The following is a 21587-nucleotide window of genomic DNA, read 5'->3' as shown; positions in this document are numbered from 1 at the left end:
GATGACTGCGAACACCAACCGCTTCGACGAGGCGGCGGTCGGTGCCGGAGACACACCCGGTCGGATTCTGTCGGCGGAGCCCATGACGGCTCGCCTGCTGCCCGGCCTGCGGCATCCGGCTCGCGCCTGGCGGATCAGCTATGTCTCCACGCTGGCGAACGGCGAACCCACCCAGGTGACCGGCACCGTGCTGGTGCCGCGCGAACCGTGGCGGGGCCCGGGTTCGCGGCCCCTGATCGGCTACGCCGTCGGCACCCAGGGCCTGGCCGACAAGGTCGCCGCGGCATCGTGGCAGCTGCGCTTCGGCGTGGAGTACGAGTCGCTGTTCATCGCCTCGGCGCTGCGACGCGGCTGGGCCCTGGCCATCACCGACTATCCGGGACTCGGTAATCCGGGGACTCATCCGTACGTCATGGGCCGCTCGCTCGGCCCGGCCGTCCTGGACAGCATGCGGGCGGCTCGGCGTCTGAGCGGTGCGGGGCTGGATCCGCACGGGCCGCTGGGGATCTACGGGTACTCCGAGGGTGGCTGCGCGGCAGGCTGGGCGCTGCAGTTGCAGCCCAGCTACGCACCGGACCTGGAGATCGCGGGCGGCGTGGTCGGTTCCGCGCCGTCGGATCTGAGCGACATGATCAACTTCCTGGACGGCAGCCCGTACGCCTTCCTGCTGTTCTACGGCGTGATCGGATTGGACGCCGCATACCCGGAACTGGATGTGCTGCAGTACCTCAAGCCGCAGGGGCGGGCGCTGGCCGCGGTGTTCCGGCGGACGCACGCCGGGTTCGCGGCGCTGGTGGGCATCGGCCTCGGAGCATTCGTGCCCAAGCAGGTCTCGACCTACTGCAGCACACCGCCGTTCGAGGTGCCGGAGGTGAAGGCGCGTCTGCTGGAGAACCGGCTCGGCGGCATCGCGCCGGCCGCTCCGGTGCTGGTCGCGGGCGGCACCGCCGAACAGATCATCCCGTACCCGCAGGCCGTGAAGCTGGCACAGGACTGGACGGCGCTCGGCGTCGACGTGACCATGCACTCGATGAAGGGTCGCGAGCACATCACCGGCGCGCTGTCCTTCGCCGGTCCCGCCATGCGCTTCCTGGCCGAGCGGATCGCGGAGAGCCGCGAGATCACCCTGCGGCGCGGAGCCTGAGGGTTCACTCGACGACGGTAATTCACCTGGGCCGCAGCTGATTTCGTCGGTACGCGGCCGGGGTGGTGCCGGTCCACCGTTTGAAGGCGTGAATGAACGGCGTGGCTTCGGCGTACCCGAGCCGGATCGCTATGTCGTCCACGGACAGCGGTGTGGCGGTGAGCATTTCCTCGGCCAGGGTGCGGCGGACCTCGTCCAGTAGTGCGCGATAGCTGGTGCCCGCGGCGTCCAGGTGCCTGCGCAGGGTTCGGGCACTGAGATTGAGGTCCCGGGCGACGGTTTCGAAGGTGGGCGGTGCCGCGAAACCCGTTGCGGTGGTGCGGGGAAGCAGACGATCCCGGACCTCCGCGGCGATGCCGGTGCGGGCGCTGCGGCGATGCAGAAGGTCGCGGCACTGGCCCACGCAGACCGTCCACGTGGGCTGATCGGCCCGGGGGAGCGGCTGAGCCAGGATGTCCGGGTCGATGGCGAACATGGTGAGGGCCGAGTCGAAGCGTGCCCGGACGCCGAACAGCGACCGCATGTGCTCGCCCTGATCGGTTGCGGGATAAGCGAACTCCGCACGGGTCAGGTTCACGCGTGAGCCGAGCAGATCGCTCATCACCCGGTGCATCGCGACCACGTCGCGTTCGACCAGGAACTGGCGGACGTCCGCGGGAATGGTGTCGTGCTGGATCCAGGTGACCACCTCGCGCGGGCGCGACTCGACTATCGGTGTGCAGAAGGCGAACCCGAGCCGGTAGTAGCGCAGCGCCAGCGAAACAGCTTCGCGCAGTGTCGGACTGGTGACGCACGCGTAGCCGAAGATGCCGAACGTGCTGATCCGGTATCGGCGACCGACCTGCACGCCGAGGGCCGGGACATCGGTGACGAGGCGAACCAGATTCCGCACCACGGCCAGTTCGGTCTCCGCCGGAATCTGCGCATCCGGATCGGTGAGCTGTTCCGCGCACAGCCCGGTGCCCTCGAGAACGCGCCGCGCCGCCACGCCGTGCTCGGCCGCGAATTCGGTCATCACCGCCACGCTGGCGGTACCGCGCGGGAAGTTCCAGGTCCGGACGTCCGGCTCCTCGACGGTGCTCATGCGGGCGGGGCTTTCATCGCCACCGTGCTTTCATTGCCACAGTATGGCCGAAACTGTCGATTATCTGGCCGTCGCTCATTCATGGCCGCGGAACCGCAGGTCGTAGCGTTGCGAGTGATCACACCGACCAGCCCGGTATCGATGAGGAGACAGCCACAGATGCGTTTCGACTACGACGTTCTCGTCATCGGCTCGGGATTCGGCGGCAGCGTGAGCGCGCTGCGCCTGACCGAAAAGGGCTATCGAGTGGGAGTGCTGGAGGCGGGCCGCCGCTTCGAGGATCACGAATTCGCCGCGACCTCCTGGCGGGCGCGGCAGTTCCTCTGGGCCCCGGCCCTGGGCTGCTTCGGCATTCAGCGGCTGACCCTGTTGAAGGACACGTTCGTCATGAGCGGCGCGGGCGTCGGCGGCGGATCGCTGGTGTACGCGAACACGCTGTACGAGCCGCCGGACAAGTTCTACGCCGATCCGCAGTGGGGGCACATCACCGAGTGGAAGGACGAACTGGCGCCGCACTACGACCAGGCCAAGCGAATGCTGGGCGTGACCCTGAATCCGGCCACCACACCGTCGGACCGGGTGCTGCGCGAGGTGGCCGACGACATGGGGATCGGCGACACCTACCGGAGCACTCCGGTGGGCGTGTTCTTCGGCGGGCCCGGGTGCCGGCCGGGGCACGATGTGCCCGACCCGTTCTTCGGCGGCGCCGGCCCGGATCGCCGACCCTGCACCCACTGCGGCGAATGCATGACCGGTTGCCGCCACAATGCCAAGAACACCCTGGTCAAGAACTACCTCTATCTGGCCGAGAAGGCCGGGGCGGCAGTGCATCCGCTGACCACCGTGACCGACGTGCGGCCGCTGAACGGCGGCGGGTTCGCAGTGGAGACGGTCCGCACCGGGCGCTGGGTTCGCAAGCGGCGTCGTGAGTTCACCGCCGAGCAGGTCATCTTCGCGGCGGCGTCGCTCGGCACCCAGCGACTGCTGCACCGGCTGCGCGACAAGGGTTCGCTGCCGAACATCTCCGAGCGACTCGGCTATCTCTCGCGCACGAATTCCGAAGAGCTGCTGTCGATTCGGAGCCGAGATCGCGACAGCGATTTCACCCGGGGCGTCGCCATCACCTCGTCGATCCATCCCGATCAGGACACCCACATCGAGCCGGTGCGCTACGGCAAGGGCAGCAATACGCTCGCACTGATGACCACCGCCATGGTCAGCGGTGAACCGCCGCGAGTGCGCAAGTGGTTGCGGGAACTGGGCCGCAATCGGCGCGACGTGGTGAAGATGCACGATCCCCGGCGATGGTCCGAGGAGATGATCGGGCTGCTGGTCATGCAGTCGGTCGACAACTCCATCACGACGTACACCAGGAAGGGCCTGTTCGGCCGGAAGATGACCACCAGACAGGGTGAGGGCGAACCGAATCCGACGTGGATCCCCTCGGGTCACGAGGTGGCGCGCCGAGTCGCGGACAAGATCAACGGATTCCCCACCGGATCGGCCACCAGCAGCATCGCGAACATTCCGATGACCGGGCACTTCCTGGGCGGCTGTGCCATCGGGGACAGCCCCGAGACCGGAGTGGTCGACCCGTATCACCGGCTCTACGGGTACGAGGGCCTGCACATCATCGACGGTTCGACCATCTCCGCCAACCTGGGCGTGAATCCGTCGCTCACGATCACGGCGCAGGCCGAACGCGCGGTATCGCTGTGGCCGAACCGGGGTGAGGCCGACCCGCGGCCCGGCCTCGGCGCCCGATACCGGCGGATCAGCCCGATCGCGCCCAGGTCACCGGTCGTGCCACCCACGGCTCCGGCGGCTCTGCGGCTGCCGATCGTGGGGATCAACGAGCCGCGAAAAGAGCCGGTGGACAACTGATCCGGGCGCGCCGCGCTCAGAGCCGCGCGAGTCGCGCTTTCGCCTCGGCGTATTCGGCGGCCAGGCGCGCCACCAGCTCGGACGTCGGCAGCACCGCCTCGACGCTGCCGATGCCCTGCCCGGAGCCCCAGATGTCCCGCCAGGGCTTGGCGCCGGTGCCGGTCACGTCGCCGGTGCCGAAATTCATTGCGGACGGGTCGGATTGGGCGAGGTTGTCCGGGTCCATGCCCGCGGCGGCGACGCTGGGGCGCAGGTAGTTGCCGTGCACGCCGGTGAAAAGGTTGGAGTAGACGATGTCTCCGGCGCTGGAGTCGACGATCATCTGCTTGTAGCCGGGCACCGCGTTGGCCTCGTCGGTGGCGATGAACGCCGAGCCGATGTAGCCCAGATCCGCGCCGGCGGCCTGTGCGGCCAGGATCGAGCGGCCGTGCGCGATCGCCCCCGAGAGCAGCAGCGGTCCGTCGAACCAGTCGCGAATCTCCCCGATCAGCGCGAACGGCGACTGCGCGCCGGCGTGGCCGCCCGCGCCCGCCGCGACCGCGATCAAGCCGTCGGCCCCGCGCTCGACGGCCTTGTGCGCGAAGACGTTGTTGATCACGTCGTGCAACACGATGCCACCGTAGGAGTGCACAGCCTCGTTCACATCGGCCCGCGCACCCAGCGAGGTGATGACGATCGGAACCTGGAACTCCACCACCGTGGCCAGATCCTCTTCGAGCCGATCGTTGCTGCGATGCACGATCAGGTTCACCGCGTACGGCGCGGAGGGCTGGTCCGGGTTGTCGGCGTCGTGCTTCGCCAGCTCCTCGTCGATGCGGACCAACCACTCACGGAACTGGGCATTCGTGCGCGCGTTGAGCGACGGAAAGGACCCGACGACGCCTGCGCGCGACTGCGCGATGACCAGTTCCGGACCGGACACGATGAACATGGGGGAAGCGACCGCGGGCAGCCGCAGACGTTCGGACAGGATGGGCGGCAGGCTCATGGACGCGTATTCCTTCGGTGATATGTGTAACCAAGCGTGCGAGGCACTATTCACATCTTGCCAGTGGGGCCGGCGGGCGTCTCGCTGAGCTGTGTCTCCAGGCCTGTGCGTCACCGGAAATGACGCCGATATCGAGTGAATCGAGGGTGGACGAAACAGGTGGGTTGTCTCAGGATGCGACCGTAGGGTTCGGAGGTTCGGACGACACCGAGCCTTGGATACACGCGACGTTCCGGAAACACACAGGGCTCTAGAGACAGCGAGCGTGGCAGTGAGTGGTGAACAGCGGGTCGATTGGCTGGCGGGCGGGGTGCGGCGGTCCCTCGCCGCGGATCGGATCGTGGCCATCGCGAGCGAGCTGTTTCTGGCGCGGGGGTTCGACGAAGTCGGGATGGACGACATCGCCGAGCGGGCAGGTTGTTCGCGGGCGACGCTGTATCGGCATTTTCCCGGTCGAGCGGCGCTGATCGATGCCGTCATGGCCAAATCCGCGGTCGCGGTGACCGAGCGGGTCGCGGCGGCCGTGCGGCGGTACGAGGGCTCGCGTCGGATCGTGGAGGCGATTCTGGCCTCGGTGACGGCGGTGCGCTCGGATCCGGCGCTGGCGCGATGGTTCGCGGAGCGGGCCGGTGGTTCCGACGAAGTCTTCGCCTCCTCAACGGAATTGGGGCGGATCGCCACAATGCTCACCGGGATCGCACCGGATGACGAAGCGGCGCAATGGATCGTGCGGGTGGTGCTGTCGCTGCTGGTGTGGCCGCTGCCGGACGCGGCGAGCGAACGGCGGATGGTGGAGCGGTTCGTGCGCTAGCTCTCGGTGGCGGTGGCGGTGTCGGTGTCGATCTTGGCCCCGGCATCGGCGTACAGGACCGCGCCGACCAGAGGTGCGTCGGGATCCAGTGTCAGGCCCCGGGATTCGGCGGTGGCCGAGAGCGCGCCCCAGGCGAAGGCGGCGAGCTCCTCGGTGAGCTCCTTGGCGGTGATGGCCGGATCGTTGAGCCAGCGAAGCACTCCCAGGCCGACGGCGCCGAGCATGGCGTCCACGGCGAACTGGGTGTGCGCGCCGTCCGCGCCGTGCATCCGCAGGACGCCGGAGAAGAACGTCGCGACCGTATCGGACAGTGGCCGGCCGTCCTCCAGCAGACGGCTCGCGCCGAAGGCCGCGACCACATGCGAGCTGACGATGAAGCGAAACAGGTTGGGGCGCTCGGCCACCAGGTCGATGTACGCGCCGAGGGCCGTGCGCACCGCCTCGCGCGCCGGCCCGGTGGGGTTCAGATTCGGGGTCACGCGTTCGACGATGAGCTGCTGCACCCGCCCGCTCACCGCGGCCAGCAACTCGACCTTGTCGCCGAAGAAGCGATAGAGCTTGGGGCGGGTGATACCGGCGGTTTTGACCACATCGTCGATGGACAGATCAGGTCCGTGCGCGTCGATCGCGCGAATGGTCGCCTCGATCAACTCGGCCCGGACCGAGGTGCGATGGCTGTGCCATCGGTCGTACCTGGCGTCTCCCTTCCGGTCGGCCGGAAGCTCGTCGTGAGGTTGCGGGGCCATGGGCCAGAGTGTAATTCGATCCGTTATGGCGAAACCCCTTGCCTGCTGTCTGGGACAATCCTACACTTGCCACACATCGAACATCCAGTACTAGGTACTGAGAGTTCCACTGAGGATGGCGACCATGGCAGTACTCACTCCCACCGGTTATCCCAAGGCGCGGCGCATCAGCTTCCGCTTCGATCAACCGGAGTCCGCGGACCGCAAATACTTCGTCGACGGAGATATGGTGTTCAGCCACTTCGTCGCCGGCCTGTCCGGCAGCTTCCCGCCCGGCGAGGAATCCTTCATCCGCTCGGTCCGGCGCATCGCCGACAGGATCACCGATCCGACCCTGAAGAAGCGGATCGCCGGCTTCGTCGGCCAGGAGGCCACGCACGGCAACGAGCACCGCAAACTCAACGAGAAGCTGGTCGAATTGGGATATCCCATCGGCTGGCTCGATACCGAGGACCAGTTGCGGCGCATGCTCCGAATCGAGGGCGCCGTGTCGGAAATGGTGCATCTGGCCATGACCGCCGCGGCCGAGCACTACACCGCGGTGCTGGCCGAACGGGTGCTCACCAGTGACGAGATCCAGTCGATTCCGGCCGAGCCCGAGTTCTGGAATCTGCTCAATTGGCATGCGATGGAGGAACTCGAGCACAAATCGGTGGCCTTCGACGCGTTCCGGGCGGCCGGCGGCACCGAGGGCACCAGGATCGCGGTGATGGCGGCGATGTACGCGATCACGCTGCCGCTGACCTACGGGGCGCTGGCGGTGTCGCTCGCCCGCGATCCGATCGCCCGCCGCCGCCCCCTGCGGGTCGCCCGCGAGGCGTACTCACTGTTCCGGGGCCCGATCTTCCGCGGGCTGCTGCCGCAGCTGGCCCAGTACATGCGACCCGGTTTCCACCCCGACGACATCGATACCGACCAGCTCCTGAGCCATTGGCAGACAGAGCTTTTCGGCGAGAACGGCGTGCTTGTCGATCACCTCAAGTAGTCGAAAGCAACAACACAGCTCAGAGAAAGGCCGACCAATGACGATCGGTCAGGACATCAAGCCCATCGACGCCTACCCCAGGGTGCGGCGCATGCGATTCCGGTTCGGTCAGCCCGAACCGATGACGCATCACTTCGTTCAGGACGACATTCCGCTCACGCACCTCATCTCGGTCCTGTCCGGCGCGTTTCCGCCCGGCGAGGAATCCTTCATCCGCTCGGTGCGCAAATTCTCCGGTGAGATCACCGATCCGGTGCTCAAGAAGCGGGTCGCCGGCTTCATCGGCCAGGAGGCCGTACACGGTCAGCAGCACCGCGCCCTCAACGACCAGTTGATCGAGATGGGTTTCCCCATCGTGCGGGCGTTCACGTTCGAGCCCGGCGCGCGGCGTGAGCGCGCGCTGATCACGGTCGAGAACCTGGTGCCGCGCCAGGTGCATCTGGCGGTCACCGCTCTCGCCGAGCATTACACCTCGACGCTGGCGGCCCGGGTGCTCGGCAGCGAGGCGATCCAGGACATTCCGGGTGATCCCGAAGTATGGAATCTGTTGAACTGGCACGCTTTCGAAGAGCTCGAGCACAAATCGGTCGCGTTCGACGTATACCGCGCGACCGGTGGTTCGGAGACGGTGCGCATCGTGCTCATGGCGGGGACGTACGCACTCACCATTCCGGTGGTCTCGCTCGGTGTCGCCGCCTCCATCCTGTCCGATCCGCGCAGCTGGCGGCCGATCAAGGTGATGCGGCAGTCGATTCGGCTCTATCGCGGGCCGATCGTCAAGGGGCTCATGAAGGAGATCCGGCCCTACATGCGGCCCGGATTCCATCCCGACGACGTCGACACCGCGGCGCTGCTCGAGCACTGGCGGCAGGAACTGTTCGGCGCGCGTGGCGAACTGAACGACCGGATCGGCTGAGGCTCGCCCGATGAAAGAGCGGAAGAACATGAGCACAGACGTCGGCCGGGGTGCGTCTGCCGGGATTCGCCCCGATCACGAGGTTGTCGTGATCGGGGCCGGATTCGGCGGCATCGGAACCGGTATCGCATTACAGCGCAAAGGTATTCACGACTTCGTCATCGTCGACAAATGGGACCGGGTGGGCGGTACCTGGCATGCCAACACCTATCCCGGTGTCGCGGTGGACATTCCCTCGTTCATCTACAGCTTCTCCTACGAACAGCGCGGGGACTGGTCGCGGGTGTTCGCGCCCGGCTCCGAACTGCGCGACTACGCCGAGAGCATGGTCGACAAGTACGGGCTGCGCGCGCGGCTGCGGCTGAACACCACCATCGTGGCCGCCGATTTCGACGACCGGAACAGTCTGTGGCGCTTGAGCACCGACGGAGGGCAACAGCTCACCGCGCGATACGTGGTTCTCGCGGTGGGCGGCCTGGAGCGGCCCAAGATGCCCGAGATCGAGGGGCTGAACGATTTCGGTGGCACGCTGCTGCACACCGCCATGTGGGACGACGACGTATCGCTGGCGGGCAAGCGGGTGGCGGTGATCGGCACCGGAGCGACCGCGCTGCAGCTGATTCCGGCGATCGTGGGGGAGACGGCGCATCTGACGGTGTTCCAGCGCACGCCCATCTGGGTGTTCCCGAAATCGGATGCCGAGATCGGGTGGCTCGGCCGGCAGGTGCTGGGGCGCAAGCGGATTCGCTCGGTACTGCGGCTGGCCGGGAATCTCGGCACCGAACTGGCCATGAGCGGCATGGTGGCGGGGCCCGCCTGGCTGACGGCCGGCGGCCGCAGACTCGCCGAGGCGCCGATCCGGCGGTGGATGCGATCGCAGGTCCGGGATCCGCAGGTGCGCGAGAAGCTCATGCCCCGTTACGGTCTGGGCTGCAAGCGGCCGTCGATGTCGAACGACTATCTGCGGACCTTCGATCGCCCGGATGTCACGCTGGTGACCGAGTCGATCGAGCGGGTCACCGAGCGCGGCGTGGTGACCGCGGACGGCGTCGAACACGAGATCGACGTGCTGGTCTGCGCCACCGGATTCAAGCTCTGGGATCGGGGCGCTGTCCCGCCGTTCCCGGTGCGCGGGCGCGGCGGAAAGGACCTGGAACGGTTCTGGACCGACAATCGGTACCAGTCGTATCAGGGGGTGACGGTGCCGGGCTTCCCGAACGCCTTCACCATCACCGGTCCGTACGGGTTCGTGCTCGGTTCCTACATCTGGATGATCGAGGCCACCTCGGCGCATCTGGCCCGGGCGATCGCCGAGTCGAAACGGCGCGGCGCCACCGAGATCGAGATCCGGCAGGACGTGCACGAGGAGTACTACCGCGAATGCCTGCGGCGACAGGAGAAGAACTTCCTGTTCACGCCGGTGTGCGAGGGATCCAACACCTACTACATCGACAACAACGGGGATTCGCCGTTCCGGCCGTCCACCCACGGCGAGATGTACTGGCAGAACCGGCATTTCGATCTCGATGTGTATCAGTACACCGTGGGCGCGCCGACGCCGGCGGTCCGGGCGGAGGCGGGACGTCGTGAAGCTCAACAACATTGATCCGAAGCTGGTGGTGGTCACCGGCGCGGGCAGCGGCATCGGGCGCGCGGTCGCACTGCGGTTCGCCGGTATGGGAGCCCTGGTGGTGGTCTCCGATATCGACAAGGACGCTGCGCTGTCCACCGTCGCCATGATCTCGGCGAAGGGGCGCCGGGCCGTGGCCGTGCAGCTCGACGTCACCGATCCGGTGGCCTGGGACGGGTTCGCCCGGGACGTGCACGCGGATCACGGTGTGCCGGACGTCCTGGTCAACAACGCCGGAATCCTGGTCAGCGGAGCCTTTCTGGATCTGGAGCCGCGTGACTGGGACAAGCAGCTCGCGGTCAACCTGCTCGGCGTCGTGAACGGCTGCCGGGTCTTCGGGCGGCAGATGATCGAGGAGGGCAAGCGCGGGCACATCGTGAACATCGCCTCGGCCGCGGCCTTCACCCCGACTCCGGTGATGTCGGCGTATTCGGTGTCCAAGGCCGGGGTGAAGATGCTCACCGAATGCCTGCGGCTCGAACTCGCGCCCAAGGGCGTGGGAGTCAGCGCGATCTGCCCGGGGGTGATCAATACCGATATCGGTGAGCACGCCACCACCGTCGGCGTGGACCCCGAGCTGATCGAGCGCGGTAAGCAGATCGCCAGGCAGGTACAGGAACTCGCCGCGCAGCTGCCGTTCTCACCGCTGAGCCCGGACCTGGTGGCGCGCGCGGTGGTGCGGGCGGTGCGGTACGACCTGGCGGTGGTGCCGGTGCGCGCCGAGGCGTGGCTGGGGTACTTCATGCTGCGGATCGCACCGGGCGTCAATCGCCGTATCACGCAACCGCTCTCGACCGAGCGTCTCGAATCGGCCGGGGCCTGGCTGCTGAAGCGGGCCGCCGCGGGAGGGGGCGCCGGATGAACGCACGAGCCCATCGGCTCGAGGTGCGCGAGGTCGTCAGCGAGACCGCGGAGGCGGTCTCGCTGATCTTCGAGATCCCGGCCGAACTTCGACGCAGATTCGACTACTCACCCGGGCAGTTCCTGACGATTCGGGTTCCCAGCGCGGAAACCGGGTCGGTGGCGCGGTGCTACTCGCTCAGCAGCAGTCCGCACTGTGCGGAGCGGGCGACGGTCACCGTGAAGCGGACGCCCGGCGGGTATGCCTCGAACTGGTTGTGCGACAACGTGACCGCGGGTTCCGAGCTCACGGTTCTGGAGCCGGCGGGGAACTTCGTGCCGCGCGACTGGAACCGGGATCTGCTGCTGTGCGCGGCGGGCAGCGGGATCACGCCGATCATGTCGATTCTCAAATCGGCGCTGGCCGTCGGCCGCCGGAAGGTGGTGCTGCTGTACGCCAACCGGGATCGGCAGTCCATCGTCTTCGGGCCGCAGCTGCGGGAGTTGGTGCGGCGCTATCCGCGCCGGCTCACGGTCACGCACTGGCTCGAGGCCGAGCGGGGACTGCCGACGGCGCGCGGAGTGAGCACCTGGGCGCGGCCGTATCGCGGTCACGACGTGTATCTGTGCGGCCCGGCGGGATTCGCGACGGTGGTCACGCAGGGGCTCGGGCAGCTGCGGATCTCCGGGCGAGCGATCCGCCAGGAGGAGTACCGCTCGCTGACGGACAATCCGTTCGAGCGGCACGCGGCGGTGGTGCTCGCCCCGGCGGTCGGCGGGTCGGCGGTGGGGTTGGCTCCTGGTCCGGTGGGGGTGACCGCCGCACCGCTTGCCGTGGTGCCGGCGCCGGTCCGGCCGTCCGCCGACACCGCGACGGTGCGGGTCGAGATCGACGGACAGGCGCACACGCTGGCCTGGCCCAGGGGCGAGAAGCTGCTCGATGTGCTCCTCGACCACGGAATAGACGCGCCGTACGTCTGCCGCGAGTCGGCGTGCGGCACCTGTGTGTGCCGGGTCCGGCAGGGCCGGACACGAATGTTGATGAACGAGTCGCTGATCGAGGAGGAGTTGGCGGCCGGGCTGACGCTGGCGTGTCAGACGCTCCCGGAATCGGATGATCTCGACATAGCGTTCGACCAATAGCGGCGTCGAGCGGGTCCTACTCCCTGGCGAGTTCGGCCCGGGCGGCCGCGACCATCGCCGCGATGGCGGCGGGGACGGTCTGCCCGGGCTCGGGCGCGAACAGCGGGGAGTGGTTCGAGGGCAGGTGCGCCGGGAGGGAGCCCTCGGCGAGCATCTGCTGCTGGTCGGCTTCGGTGAAGGTGGCCAGGTCGATCCCGCCGATGTGCCAGAAGACCGACGGGCATCCCGCGGCGGTGGCGAACGCGCCGAAATCCTCACTGCCGGTGATGGGATTGGCGAGCGGGAAGACCGGAACACCGGCGGCCGTCAGGTCCGCCATCACGCGTTCGGTATCGCCGGGGGTGTTCACCGTGACCGGGAAGTGGTCGTAGAACTCGACTTCCGGGTCCTTGGGCGCGCCGGCTCCGGCGGCCTCGGACGCCACCAGGCGGCGGATGTCCTCGATCATGGCCGCGCGCGAGCTGTCGCTGAAGGTGCGCAGGCTCAGCAATACCTCGGAGGTCTCGGCGATGATGTTCGGCCGGGTGCCCGCGTGCAGGGCGCCGGCGGTCAGCACCGGGGAGGAGGCGTGCGCGGCCTGGCGGGCGGACAGCGCCTGCAGGCGCACCACCAGCGTCGCGGCCATCAGCAGCGGATCGACGGCCGTATGTGGTTGCGACGCATGGCCGCCGCGGCCGGTGAAGGTGATCCGGACCGAATCGGAGGCGGCCATCAGCGTGCCGGGCTTGCTGACCACCAGTCCCGCGGGCATCGGACCCACGTGCTGGCCCAGCACGATCCGCGGTCGCGGGAATCGATCCAGGATGCCGTCCTCGATCATGCCCTGCGCGCCCGCGCCGTTCTCCTCGGCGGGCTGGAACACCGCGACCACGGTGCCCGGCAGCCGATTCGCCGACAGTTCCGCGCACGCGCCCAGCAGTGCGGTGACATGGATGTCGTGACCGCAGGCGTGCATGACGCCGGGCACCCGCGAGGCGTAGTCCAGGCCGGTCTCCTCCCGCACCGGCAGCGCGTCCATATCGGCGCGCAACCAGATCACCGGGCCGGGACCGCTGTGCAGGACGCCCACCACCCCGGTGCCGCCGATCCGTTCGGTGACCTCCCAGCCGGGCAGCGCCCGCAGCTCGTCCGCGACCAGTCCGGCCGTATCGTGTTCGGCCCCGGACAGTTCCGGATGCGCATGCAGGTGGCGGTATATCTGCTGCCAGTGCTCGGCGAGCGTGGTCGGATCGGTCATCACAGGACCTCCTTCGAGGGGACGGGCGACGGGGTGCGCGCCGACACCGAGGCCCAGAACGCCTCGGCGGTCTGCGGCACCAGCGTGGAGGCGGCGACGGCCAGCAGCGGACCGATCGCGGTGACGGCGAAAGCCGCCGTGTAGGAGAAGTGATCGACGACGATGCCGAACACGAGCGGGCTGATCACTCCGGCCAGCTGGCCGCCGAAAATGATCACCGCCGAGGCCGCGCCCATGTAGGCGCTGGGCAGCGCGCGCAGCGGAACCGCGAACGCGGGCATGTAGCCCAGCCCGGCGACGAAACTCATCACCGTGCCCACCAGCACGAAGAACGGGAAGCTCAGGTGCGGCAGGATCAGGAGCATCACCGCGGTGAAAGCCATCGCAGGCACCACGATCACCGCCGGGCGGCCGCCGAGCCGGTCCGAGATCCGCGCGCCGATCATGACGCCGGTGGCGGCGGCCAGGGTGGTCGGCACCGCGCTCAGCGCGATCGCCGTCATCGAGATGCCGTGCTCCTCGTGCAGGTAGGTGGGGGTCCAGGCGGTCACGCCCCACACCAGCACGTCGTATCCGAAGAAGATGAAGGCGAAGCCCACCAGCGCGGGGGAGAACAGCACCGCCCGGCGCTCGGCGGGCGGGCGGACCGCCTCGGCGGGAATCAGGTGCTGCGGCAGCGGTTCGGGCATCCAGCGCCGCCACGCGACGATGATCGCCACGCCCAGGACCGAGATGATCGCGAACATGGCCCGCCAACCCAGCGTGGGCAGCAGGGCTCCGGCGATCAGGGCCGCGAAAAGCAGTCCGGCGGCATTGGAGGTGTTCACCCAGCCGGTCGCCGTGGTGCGTTGATCGGGCAGCGAGCGTTCGGCCAGCGCCTTGAGCGCCGCGGTCGGGAAGACGCCCTGCACCAGACCGAACAGGAAGCGCATGGCCAGCAGAACGGAGAACGACCAGGCGATGGCGGTCAGCCCCGTGAATACCGACCAGGCGAGCAAGCCGACCATCGCGACCCGCAGCGCACCGTAGCGGTCGGCGAGCAATCCGCCCGGTACCTGCGCGGCCGCGTACGCGATGAAGAACACCGACACCAGCAGGCCCTGCTGCGCATGATCGAGATCGAGATCCGCACCGATGGACGGCAGCGCGAAATTGATCACGGTGCGGTCGATGTAGTCGACCACCCAGGCCGCGAACAGCAGCGCGATGGTGATCCGGGTGGTGCGTGGCATTCAAGCCCTTTCACGGCGGGAGGGTTCGAGCGCCGCATGGGCTCCCGATGCCCGAGGATATGGCCGCAATGCCCAGCGCCGCCATCCCCCACACTCACCGGCTGTCGCGGTCGCCCTCGATTCGCTCCGGGGTCGGTGAACCAGGTTCGCGGCTGTCTCGTAATTACAGCTGAGTTGATCGTGGACCGGTAGCTCTCCGGGTGCCCGTTCGGTGGTTCCGCCATCGAGCGCGGGCTCCGGACCCGCTGTCCACGGCGGGGCTGGCGCGTATCCAAGTGCCTTGTACCCCAGTGCATTTCAAGCAACTCTGTGATCCGTGACACATTGCTGAGGACCGATGAGCGAAGATACCTTGTGGACGATGTATCGCACGCAATGCAGTTCACGGAAGTCTTTCGAGAACGGGGGGAACGTGTCCGATCGTGCAGTCTCCACGACTGTCGCCGACGTCATCGTCAGGCGGATCGCTGCGTACACCGACCATGTGTTCGGCGTCGGCGGGGCGAATATCGAAGACCTCTACGACGCCGTGCACCGCAGCGTCAGGCCCCTGACCGGGATCGTGGCCAAGCATGAATTCGGCGCCGCCACCATGGCGGACGGCTATGCCCGGGCCACCGATCGGCTCGGGGTGGTCATGGCCACCTCCGGCGGCGGGGCGCTGAATCTGCTTGCCGCGCTGGGGGAGTCGTACGACTCCCGAATTCCCGTGCTGGCGCTGGTCGGGCAGGCCCCGACCGGAGTCGAGGGGCGGGGCGCGTTCCAGGACACCAGCGGCGGGATCGGGCGCCTCGACGCCGAGGCGATCTTCCGGTCGGTGTCGGTGTACTGCGCGAAAGTGACTCGGGCGCAGGACGTCGCGCGGGTGCTGGACGAGGCCATCGCGGCGGCGTTGTCCGGAGGACCGGCGGTGCTGCTGCTGCCCAAGGATGTGCAGGCCGCGGTGGTGCTGGAGAGCGAACGGCCGGCTGTGTTCCCGGAGCGGGCCGCGGGTTCTCCGGGGCGGGCCGCCGGGACTTCGGGGTGCGCCGACGCGGTGCCGGAGGCGGCGGTCGAGATTCTCGCCTCCGCGTCCGGGCACGGGCCCGCGGTGATCATCGCGGGCCCCGAGATCGCCCGGGCCGACGCGCGCACCGAACTCGGCGCACTGGCGGTGGCGCTCGACGCCACGGTGCTGGTGACGCCGGACGCCAAAGACGTTTTCCCGAACCGCAATCCGCGCTTCGCGGGGGTGATCGGGATCATGGGGCATCCGCACGCGCCCGCGGTGGTGGCCGATGCCGGGCTGATCGTCCTGGCCGGGGCCGCGCTGCCGATGACCGCGCGCGCGGGTCTGGACGATGCGCTGACCCTGTGCCCGCGGCTGGTGTACCTGGGAAACGAGGACCCCTTCGTTCCGGTGCACGCCCTGGTCCCCGGGCCGCTCGGCGCTACCCTGCTGGGTCTCGCGGCGCGGACCGCGCGTCCGGGATGCGGTGCGGTGCCAGGGAACCGGTCGGCACTGCCGGAGTTGAGCGTGCCGCCCGCGACCGGGCCCGGCGTGCGGTATCGCGAGGCGGTGCGCGCACTCGGCGCACGGCTGGCGCCGGGGACGGACGTGGTCGCCGATGCGGGGAACACCGGTGCGGCGGTCGTGCATCACCTGCCGGTGCCGGACGGCGGACGGTTCCTGATCGCGCTCGGCATGGGTGGCATGGGCTACTCGTTCGGCGCGGGGATCGGCGGGGCACTGGGGCGCGATCGGCGCACGGTCGTGATCGCCGGGGATGGTGCGTATTTCATGCACGGGCACGAGGTGCACACCGCCATCGAGTATCAGGCGCCGGTGACCTTCGTCGTGTTCAACAACAACGCGCACGCCATGTGCGTGACCCGCGAGCAGCTGTACTACTCCGGCGACTACAGCTTCAACAGGTTCCGCACCGCCGAGATCGGGGCGGGAGTCGCGGCGATGTTCCCCGAACTGCCCGCCTGGACCGCGGGCACCCTCGGCGATTTCGAACTCGCGCTGGACAAGGCGCTGTCCATCCGGGGCCCGGCTTTCATCGAAATTCGTTGTGACCCTGACGAAGTACCACCTTTCGCACCGTTCCTGAAGGAGCCCGCACCATGACCGAGACTGTCAACGCCGAGCAGGCAGTGCTGATCGACCAGGCTGCGCCGACCGACCAAGCCGCGCCGACCGACAAGGCACTGCCGATCGAGGTGCCGCATCTCGAGGTTCCGGGCGTGTACCGCATCGAGACCATGTCCCTCAAGGAGGGCATGCCGATGGTGCTGGACATGACGCGCGCGGTGTATCCGCACGATGAGATCTTCGGGGAGTACTGCACCGTCCACGAGTACGTGGCAGCGCCGCCGGACGAGGTCTACGAATACTTGGCCGACACTCGCAGCCTGTGTGAATGGACCTACAGCATGCGGGGATTCGAGCGGACCGACGAGCCCGGACTGTGGGTCTCGGACGATCGGATCGGGTCGAACACGCGTATCTACACCCGCACCGAGGCCAATCCCGGCGCGCGCACCGTGGACTATCACTGCGCGTGGGACCAGGGCGAACACCTGTGGATGATCTACCTGATGCGCGTGGTGGACGCACAGCCTCTGCTGAACAAGCCGGGATCGGTCGTGCTGTGGACCAATTGCCACCACCCCTTCTACGACGAGAACGGCCACCCCGAATCCGCGCCCGCGGATCGTCCGGTGTGGGTGGGCGACTTCTGGCATCTCTTCGCCGCCGGACATCTGCTGGAACTGCGCAATCTCAAGGCGATCTGCGAGCACCGTCACTCCGCGGGGCAGCCGATCAAGCCGGAATGGATGGACTGACCGTGAGCACTGGAACTTTCATCACCGAGGACCTGGGCACGAATTCGGGCGCCGAGAACATCAGCCTCATCGACGTGGCCGGATACCTGCCCGAGAACGTCGTTCCGGCAGACTATTTCGCGCAGTACGTGGCCGAGGAGGATCGGACCTCGAACATCATGTTCAAGGCGCCGAAGTTCCGCCATCACCTCGCGGCGGGTGAATCGGCCGCCGATATGGCCGAGCGGGCCGTCGCCCCGATCCTGGAGCGTCAAGGCCGGGATGTGCTGCGCGACATCGATATTCTCATCGTGCACACGCAGTTGCCCGAGACGGGCATCGTCGGCAACGGAGGGGAAGTCGCGGCGCGACTGGGCATCTCGCCGGAGTGGCTGATCGATCTGCACAACGGCGGCTGCGCGGCGTTCGTGCACGGGATGAAGCTGGCCCGCCAGATCATGCGCGGTTCGGACGCGAAATCCGCGCTCATCGTGACCATTTCGAACGTCGCCGGTCAGGTGTTCACGCAGGAGCAGGTGCGCGGGAAGCCGCAGGCGGCCATTCCCGGCGACGGCGCGGGCGCGGGGCTGCTGGTGAAGTCCGGTGTGTCGCCGATCCTGGACATCGAGACCCGGCATCTGCCGGAGTTCGCCGGGCAGATGACGGTGATCGCCGATCCGCCGCGCAAGTACTGGGAGGCGGGATCGGGCCAGATGCACGTCGGCTTCACCGAATCCAAGATCGCCAAGGTGCTGCAGCGCGGCAACCGGATCGTGCCCGAAGTGGCGCACACGGTGTGCAAGCGGATCGGCGTCCCGTCCGATCGACTCGATCTGCTGGTCACCAATCAGCCCAATCGGGCGTTCCTGCGCAACTGGCGGGACGCGCTCATGCTGCCGCAGGACCGGCATCCCGACACCTTCGAGGAGTGCGGAAACCTGTTCGCCGCGGGCATTCCGGTCACCTTCGATCGCGCCGTGGACGAGGGTCGGGTACCGGCCGGATCGGTGGTGATGCTCGCCGGATTCGCCCACGCGGGTGATTTCGCCGCGGCCGCCGCGGTGCGCTGGGGCGGGCGCTGAGACGATCGTGACCACATTCCAACTCCCGGCCCGGCTCGGTCATCAGTTGCAGCTCAACGAGATTCCCTACGGTCCGCCCGCTTCGGTGCAGGAGGCGCTCTCGCGGGCGTTCGCCTCGGCGAACCGATACCCGGAGTTCCTGCCGCAGCGGCTGCCCCGGCTCATCGCCGAGCGGCTCGACGTCGCGCCCGAGCGCATCGTGGTGGGCGCCGGAGCCACCGGCGTGATCATGCACATCGTTCAGGAATTCGGTTCCGACGGAGCCGAAGTCGTGATGGCGACGCCGACGTTCGACGGGTATCCGATCCTGGTCGCCATGGCGGGTGGGCGGCCGATCGCGGTGCCGCTCGACGCGTACGGATGCCAGGATCTCGAGGCCATCGCGGCGGCGGTCACCGAGCGGACCTCGCTGGTGGTGGTGTGCAGTCCGCACAATCCGACCGGAACACTGGTTCCACCAGCGGAATTCGAGTCGTTCCTGGCCCGGATTCCCGAGGCTGTCACGGTGGTGCTGGACGAGGCGTATGTCGAGTTCGTGGCGGAATCCGCGCGGATCGACGTGCTCGATCTGCTCGATCGACATCCGAATCTGATTGCCCTGCGCACCTTCTCGAAGGCGTTCGGGCTCGCGGCGCTGCGGGTGGGGTACGCCCTCGGCGGGGTGGGCAGGATTCGGCGCATCGCGCGCCGGCAGCTACCTTTCGGTATGAACGCACTCGCCGAGGTCGCGGTGCGCGCCTGCTACGAGGCCGAGGACGAGATCGTCGCGCGGGTGCGGCGAATCGGCGGGCATCGCGATCGGCTCACCGACGGCCTGCGCGACCTGGGCCTCACTGTCCCGGACAGCTACGCCAACTTCTCGTATCTGACGTTGTCGGATCCGGACATCGATCGCGTCGGGACCGCCTTGGCGGGGGCCGATATTCACGTCAAGCATTATCCGACCGGCATTCGCATCACGGTCGGCGACCGAACCGCTACCGACGCAGTCCTCGAGACCGTGCGCAGTACAGTGCAGTAATGCAAGAAAATCCGCCTTCCGCACCCGATGGACACCGGGCCGGAGCGGACGAGGAGATCGACTACGCACTGCTGTCGCTGAGCGCACAGCTGTGTTTCGCGCTGTACTCCACGTCGCGGTCCATGACCGCGGCCTACCGTCCGTTTCTCGACGAGATGAATCTGACCTACCCGCAATACCTCGTGCTGCTGGCCCTGTGGGAACGACCGGGCATCACCATGAAGGAGTTGGGCGAGCAGATTCATCTCGACTACGGCACCGTCTCACCGCTGGTGCAACGTCTACAGGCCCGCGGCCTGGTGGACAGCATCCGCAGCACGGCCGACGGCCGCGCGGTGGTGCTGCACGCCACCCCGGCCAGCGTCGCGCTGCAACCCTCCGCTCAGCAGATGATCGAGACCGTGCTCGATCGCGTCGGGATACCCGTCGAGGACATCGAGGCCCTGCGCGATCGAGTCAACGCGCTGGGCGCCCGACTCGACGCGGTGGTGGCGGCAGCCCGCGCACGGTGAGCCGTGCCGTCGGTGAGCGGCATCGACCGGTGCCCGATCCAGCATCGATGCTGCCCGATTCAGCGCTGCCCGTGACCTAGGGCGAGCAGGGCCGCCAGCACCTGGCCGCCACTGTCCAGCATGGCGGCGAAGATGTCCTGGGTGACCGGTTTTCCGTTGCACCACAGCACATTGCAGTGGGTGGAGGAGTACGGTCCGACGCCGAGCAGGATCGCCGCGACGTGCGCCGGGTCGACCCAGAAGGCGAGGTCGTCCAGGCTGCCGATGACCGGTCCGAAGTTGTCGCCGTAGCGATAGGGGTCGTCGTACGGTTCGGCCGGCACATCGGTGACGGCCGCGGTCACCCGGCGCAGCAATTCCTTGTTGTCGGGGTTCGACTCGGCGGCCAGTGAGGTCTGCACATTGCCCGGGTCGATGCCGCCCGGGACGCCGAGGCGCACGATCACCATGTCGCGGCTGGGGATGATGGTCACGAATTGCCCGAGCGCGCCGACGAAGGAGTAGAGGTCCCGTGGTGCGCCCGGGAACATCGGGTGCTCGAAGGTCTTCGCCGTGGGTACGGTCGCGGTCTTGTACGAGTCACCCGCATTGAGCCAGAACAGGAATCCGTAGCCGCCGTTGGCGTCGGTGGGCAGGCGCGCCTGCCGGATGTAGTCCGGGTCGATGAGATCGCGATCGCCCCAGTGGCCGTTGTTCAGCATGAGCTGACCGAGCCGGGCGACGTCGTCGGCGCGCATGGCGAGTCCGCCGTTGACCGCCGTGTTCCCGCTGCGGTCGCGCAGCCAGACCCAGTTGGCCCGGTCGATGCCCAGGGGAGACATGACTTCTCGCTGCGTGAAGTCCTGGAAGTCCGTGCCGGTGGAGATCTCCACGATCTTCGGCAGCAGCGCCAGCACCGCCTGGCTGTACTGGAATGTCGTGCCGGGTTCGAACGCGAAGGGATCGTTCAGCGATTGCAGAACCTCGTCGGTGGTGATGGCGGCGATATCGGCGGCCCAGGTGAATCGCAGGCCGGTGGTCTGGTTGAGCACCTGGCGCACGGTCAGCGCGGCGTGCTCGGGATCGGCGGTGGGGAAGAACTTTCCGAGCGGATCGTCGAGCCCGAAGTAGCCCATGCTGATCGCCCGGCCCACCACGACCGAGGCGACGCCCTTGCTGGAACTGGCAAGCGGCAGCGGCAGATTGCCGGTGCCGGTGCGGTCCCCGACCAGACAGCCGTGGCGGTACACCTGCATGGCGTACGCGCCCTTGCTCGCCCCGAAGTCGAGCGCGTCGTTCAGGACAGCGGGGTCGATGCCGTTCGCGGCGGGATCACTGCGCTGAAAAGCGTTCGCGCCCTGCGGGTCCGCGCACGAGCTGACTGCCGGATCGGCCGCGGCGGTGGCGGTGTTCACCGCGCCGGTTATGACCGCGGGCGTCACGAACGCCGCGACGGTCAGCGCGGCGGTGAGGAATGTCGCGGCCTGCGACAGGCGCCGGTTGGATGGTGTCATCGGTCTTCCTGAGTCATGTTCGGCCACA

General features: G+C 68.0%; 19 protein-coding genes. 13 read left to right on the top strand and 6 right to left on the bottom strand.

What is annotated here, in order from left to right; all coding sequences use genetic code 11:
- Nucleotide 1 precedes the first annotated feature (1 nt).
- Nucleotides 2–1144: a lipase family protein gene (locus NJ1_RS31430; protein ID WP_067701660.1), complete on the top strand. Its 1143-nt coding sequence runs from the start codon at nt 2–4 to the stop codon at nt 1142–1144.
- Nucleotides 1145–1166: 22 nt separating this feature from the next.
- Here the strand turns inward: NJ1_RS31430 and NJ1_RS31425 are convergent, their stop codons facing one another.
- Nucleotides 1167–2228: an AraC family transcriptional regulator gene (locus NJ1_RS31425; RefSeq protein ID WP_067701657.1), complete on the bottom strand. Its 1062-nt coding sequence runs from the start codon at nt 2226–2228 to the stop codon at nt 1167–1169.
- Nucleotides 2229–2387: 159 nt separating this feature from the next.
- Between NJ1_RS31425 and NJ1_RS31420 the strand changes: the two genes are divergently transcribed.
- The gene (locus NJ1_RS31420) at nt 2388–4112 is read left to right on the top strand and encodes a GMC oxidoreductase (RefSeq protein WP_067701656.1); all 1725 of its coding nucleotides are present in this window, start codon (nt 2388–2390) and stop codon (nt 4110–4112) included.
- 16 nt (nt 4113–4128) lie between these two features.
- Here NJ1_RS31420 and NJ1_RS31415 read toward each other — a convergent pair whose 3' ends face one another.
- Nucleotides 4129–5100: an NAD(P)H-dependent flavin oxidoreductase gene (locus NJ1_RS31415; protein ID WP_067701654.1), complete on the bottom strand. Its 972-nt coding sequence runs from the start codon at nt 5098–5100 to the stop codon at nt 4129–4131.
- Between the two features lie 265 nt (nt 5101–5365).
- On the opposite strand from NJ1_RS31415, the gene NJ1_RS31410 reads away from it, so the two are divergent.
- Nucleotides 5366–5911 (top strand): TetR/AcrR family transcriptional regulator, encoded by a 546-nt coding sequence (locus tag NJ1_RS31410; protein WP_157574390.1) that lies wholly within the window; start codon nt 5366–5368, stop codon nt 5909–5911.
- Here NJ1_RS31410 and NJ1_RS31405 read toward each other — a convergent pair.
- Complete coding sequence (locus NJ1_RS31405; RefSeq protein ID WP_067701649.1) at nt 5908–6657, bottom strand: TetR/AcrR family transcriptional regulator; 750 nt, start codon at nt 6655–6657, stop codon at nt 5908–5910. The two genes, NJ1_RS31410 and NJ1_RS31405, sit on opposite strands and share 4 nt — an antisense overlap.
- Before the next feature lie 124 nt (nt 6658–6781).
- On the opposite strand from NJ1_RS31405, the gene NJ1_RS31400 reads away from it, so the two are divergent.
- The 5 genes from NJ1_RS31400 to NJ1_RS31380 are packed head-to-tail and all read left to right on the top strand — an operon-like array spanning nt 6782 to nt 12171.
- A complete protein-coding gene (locus NJ1_RS31400; protein WP_157574388.1) occupies nt 6782–7642 on the top strand; it encodes a metal-dependent hydrolase in 861 nt (286 codons plus the stop codon).
- Nucleotides 7643–7679: 37 nt separating this feature from the next.
- On the top strand, nt 7680–8558 hold the full coding sequence (locus NJ1_RS31395) for a metal-dependent hydrolase (protein ID WP_067701639.1): 879 nt from the start codon (nt 7680–7682) through the stop codon (nt 8556–8558).
- 28 nt (nt 8559–8586) lie between these two features.
- Entirely contained in the window at nt 8587–10164 is a 1578-nt protein-coding gene (locus tag NJ1_RS31390) for a flavin-containing monooxygenase (protein WP_067701891.1), read from the top strand.
- Nucleotides 10145–11050, top strand: a complete 906-nt coding sequence (locus NJ1_RS31385) for an SDR family NAD(P)-dependent oxidoreductase (RefSeq protein WP_067701638.1) — start codon at nt 10145–10147, stop codon at nt 11048–11050. The genes NJ1_RS31390 and NJ1_RS31385 overlap by 20 nt, the downstream gene beginning before the upstream one ends.
- Nucleotides 11047–12171 carry a ferredoxin--NADP reductase gene (locus NJ1_RS31380; protein WP_067701637.1) on the top strand — a complete coding sequence of 375 codons (1125 nt, stop codon included), beginning with the start codon at nt 11047–11049 and terminating at the stop codon, nt 12169–12171. The genes NJ1_RS31385 and NJ1_RS31380 overlap by 4 nt, the downstream gene beginning before the upstream one ends.
- A gap of 16 nt (nt 12172–12187) precedes the next feature.
- Here the strand turns inward: NJ1_RS31380 and NJ1_RS31375 are convergent, their stop codons facing one another.
- Both NJ1_RS31375 and NJ1_RS31370 read right to left on the bottom strand, forming a co-directional pair.
- Nucleotides 12188–13408 (bottom strand): amidohydrolase, encoded by a 1221-nt coding sequence (locus NJ1_RS31375; protein WP_067701635.1) that lies wholly within the window; start codon nt 13406–13408, stop codon nt 12188–12190.
- Nucleotides 13408–14640, bottom strand: a complete 1233-nt coding sequence (locus NJ1_RS31370; protein ID WP_067701631.1) for an MFS transporter — start codon at nt 14638–14640, stop codon at nt 13408–13410. The genes NJ1_RS31375 and NJ1_RS31370 overlap by 1 nt, the downstream gene beginning before the upstream one ends.
- Nucleotides 14641–15052: 412 nt before the next feature.
- Here NJ1_RS31370 and NJ1_RS31365 point away from each other — a divergent pair, with 412 nt between their 5' ends.
- The 5 genes from NJ1_RS31365 (at nt 15053) to NJ1_RS31345 (ending at nt 20066) form a co-directional block, all read left to right on the top strand.
- Nucleotides 15053–16753 (top strand): thiamine pyrophosphate-binding protein, encoded by a 1701-nt coding sequence (locus tag NJ1_RS31365; protein ID WP_067701628.1) that lies wholly within the window; start codon nt 15053–15055, stop codon nt 16751–16753.
- A gap of 86 nt (nt 16754–16839) precedes the next feature.
- Nucleotides 16840–17472: a hypothetical protein gene (locus tag NJ1_RS31360; protein WP_067701888.1), complete on the top strand. Its 633-nt coding sequence runs from the start codon at nt 16840–16842 to the stop codon at nt 17470–17472.
- A gap of 2 nt (nt 17473–17474) precedes the next feature.
- Nucleotides 17475–18533 carry a 3-oxoacyl-ACP synthase III family protein gene (locus tag NJ1_RS31355; protein ID WP_422615800.1) on the top strand — a complete coding sequence of 353 codons (1059 nt, stop codon included), beginning with the start codon at nt 17475–17477 and terminating at the stop codon, nt 18531–18533.
- 7 nt (nt 18534–18540) lie between these two features.
- Nucleotides 18541–19554, top strand: a complete 1014-nt coding sequence (locus NJ1_RS31350) for a pyridoxal phosphate-dependent aminotransferase (protein WP_084479070.1) — start codon at nt 18541–18543, stop codon at nt 19552–19554.
- The gene (locus NJ1_RS31345; protein WP_084479059.1) at nt 19554–20066 is read left to right on the top strand and encodes a MarR family winged helix-turn-helix transcriptional regulator; all 513 of its coding nucleotides are present in this window, start codon (nt 19554–19556) and stop codon (nt 20064–20066) included. Before NJ1_RS31350 ends, NJ1_RS31345 begins: the two co-directional genes overlap by 1 nt.
- Nucleotides 20067–20125: 59 nt before the next feature.
- Here NJ1_RS31345 and NJ1_RS31340 read toward each other — a convergent pair whose 3' ends face one another.
- The gene (locus NJ1_RS31340; protein WP_067701625.1) at nt 20126–21559 is read right to left on the bottom strand and encodes a serine hydrolase domain-containing protein; all 1434 of its coding nucleotides are present in this window, start codon (nt 21557–21559) and stop codon (nt 20126–20128) included.
- Nucleotides 21560–21587 lie beyond the last annotated feature (28 nt).

Source organism: Nocardia jejuensis NBRC 103114 (assembly GCF_001613145.1).
Taxonomy (GTDB): domain Bacteria; phylum Actinomycetota; class Actinomycetes; order Mycobacteriales; family Mycobacteriaceae; genus Nocardia; species Nocardia jejuensis.
The sequence above is the reverse complement of the archived record's forward strand: the minus strand, read 5'-3'. Positions and strand labels throughout refer to the sequence as shown.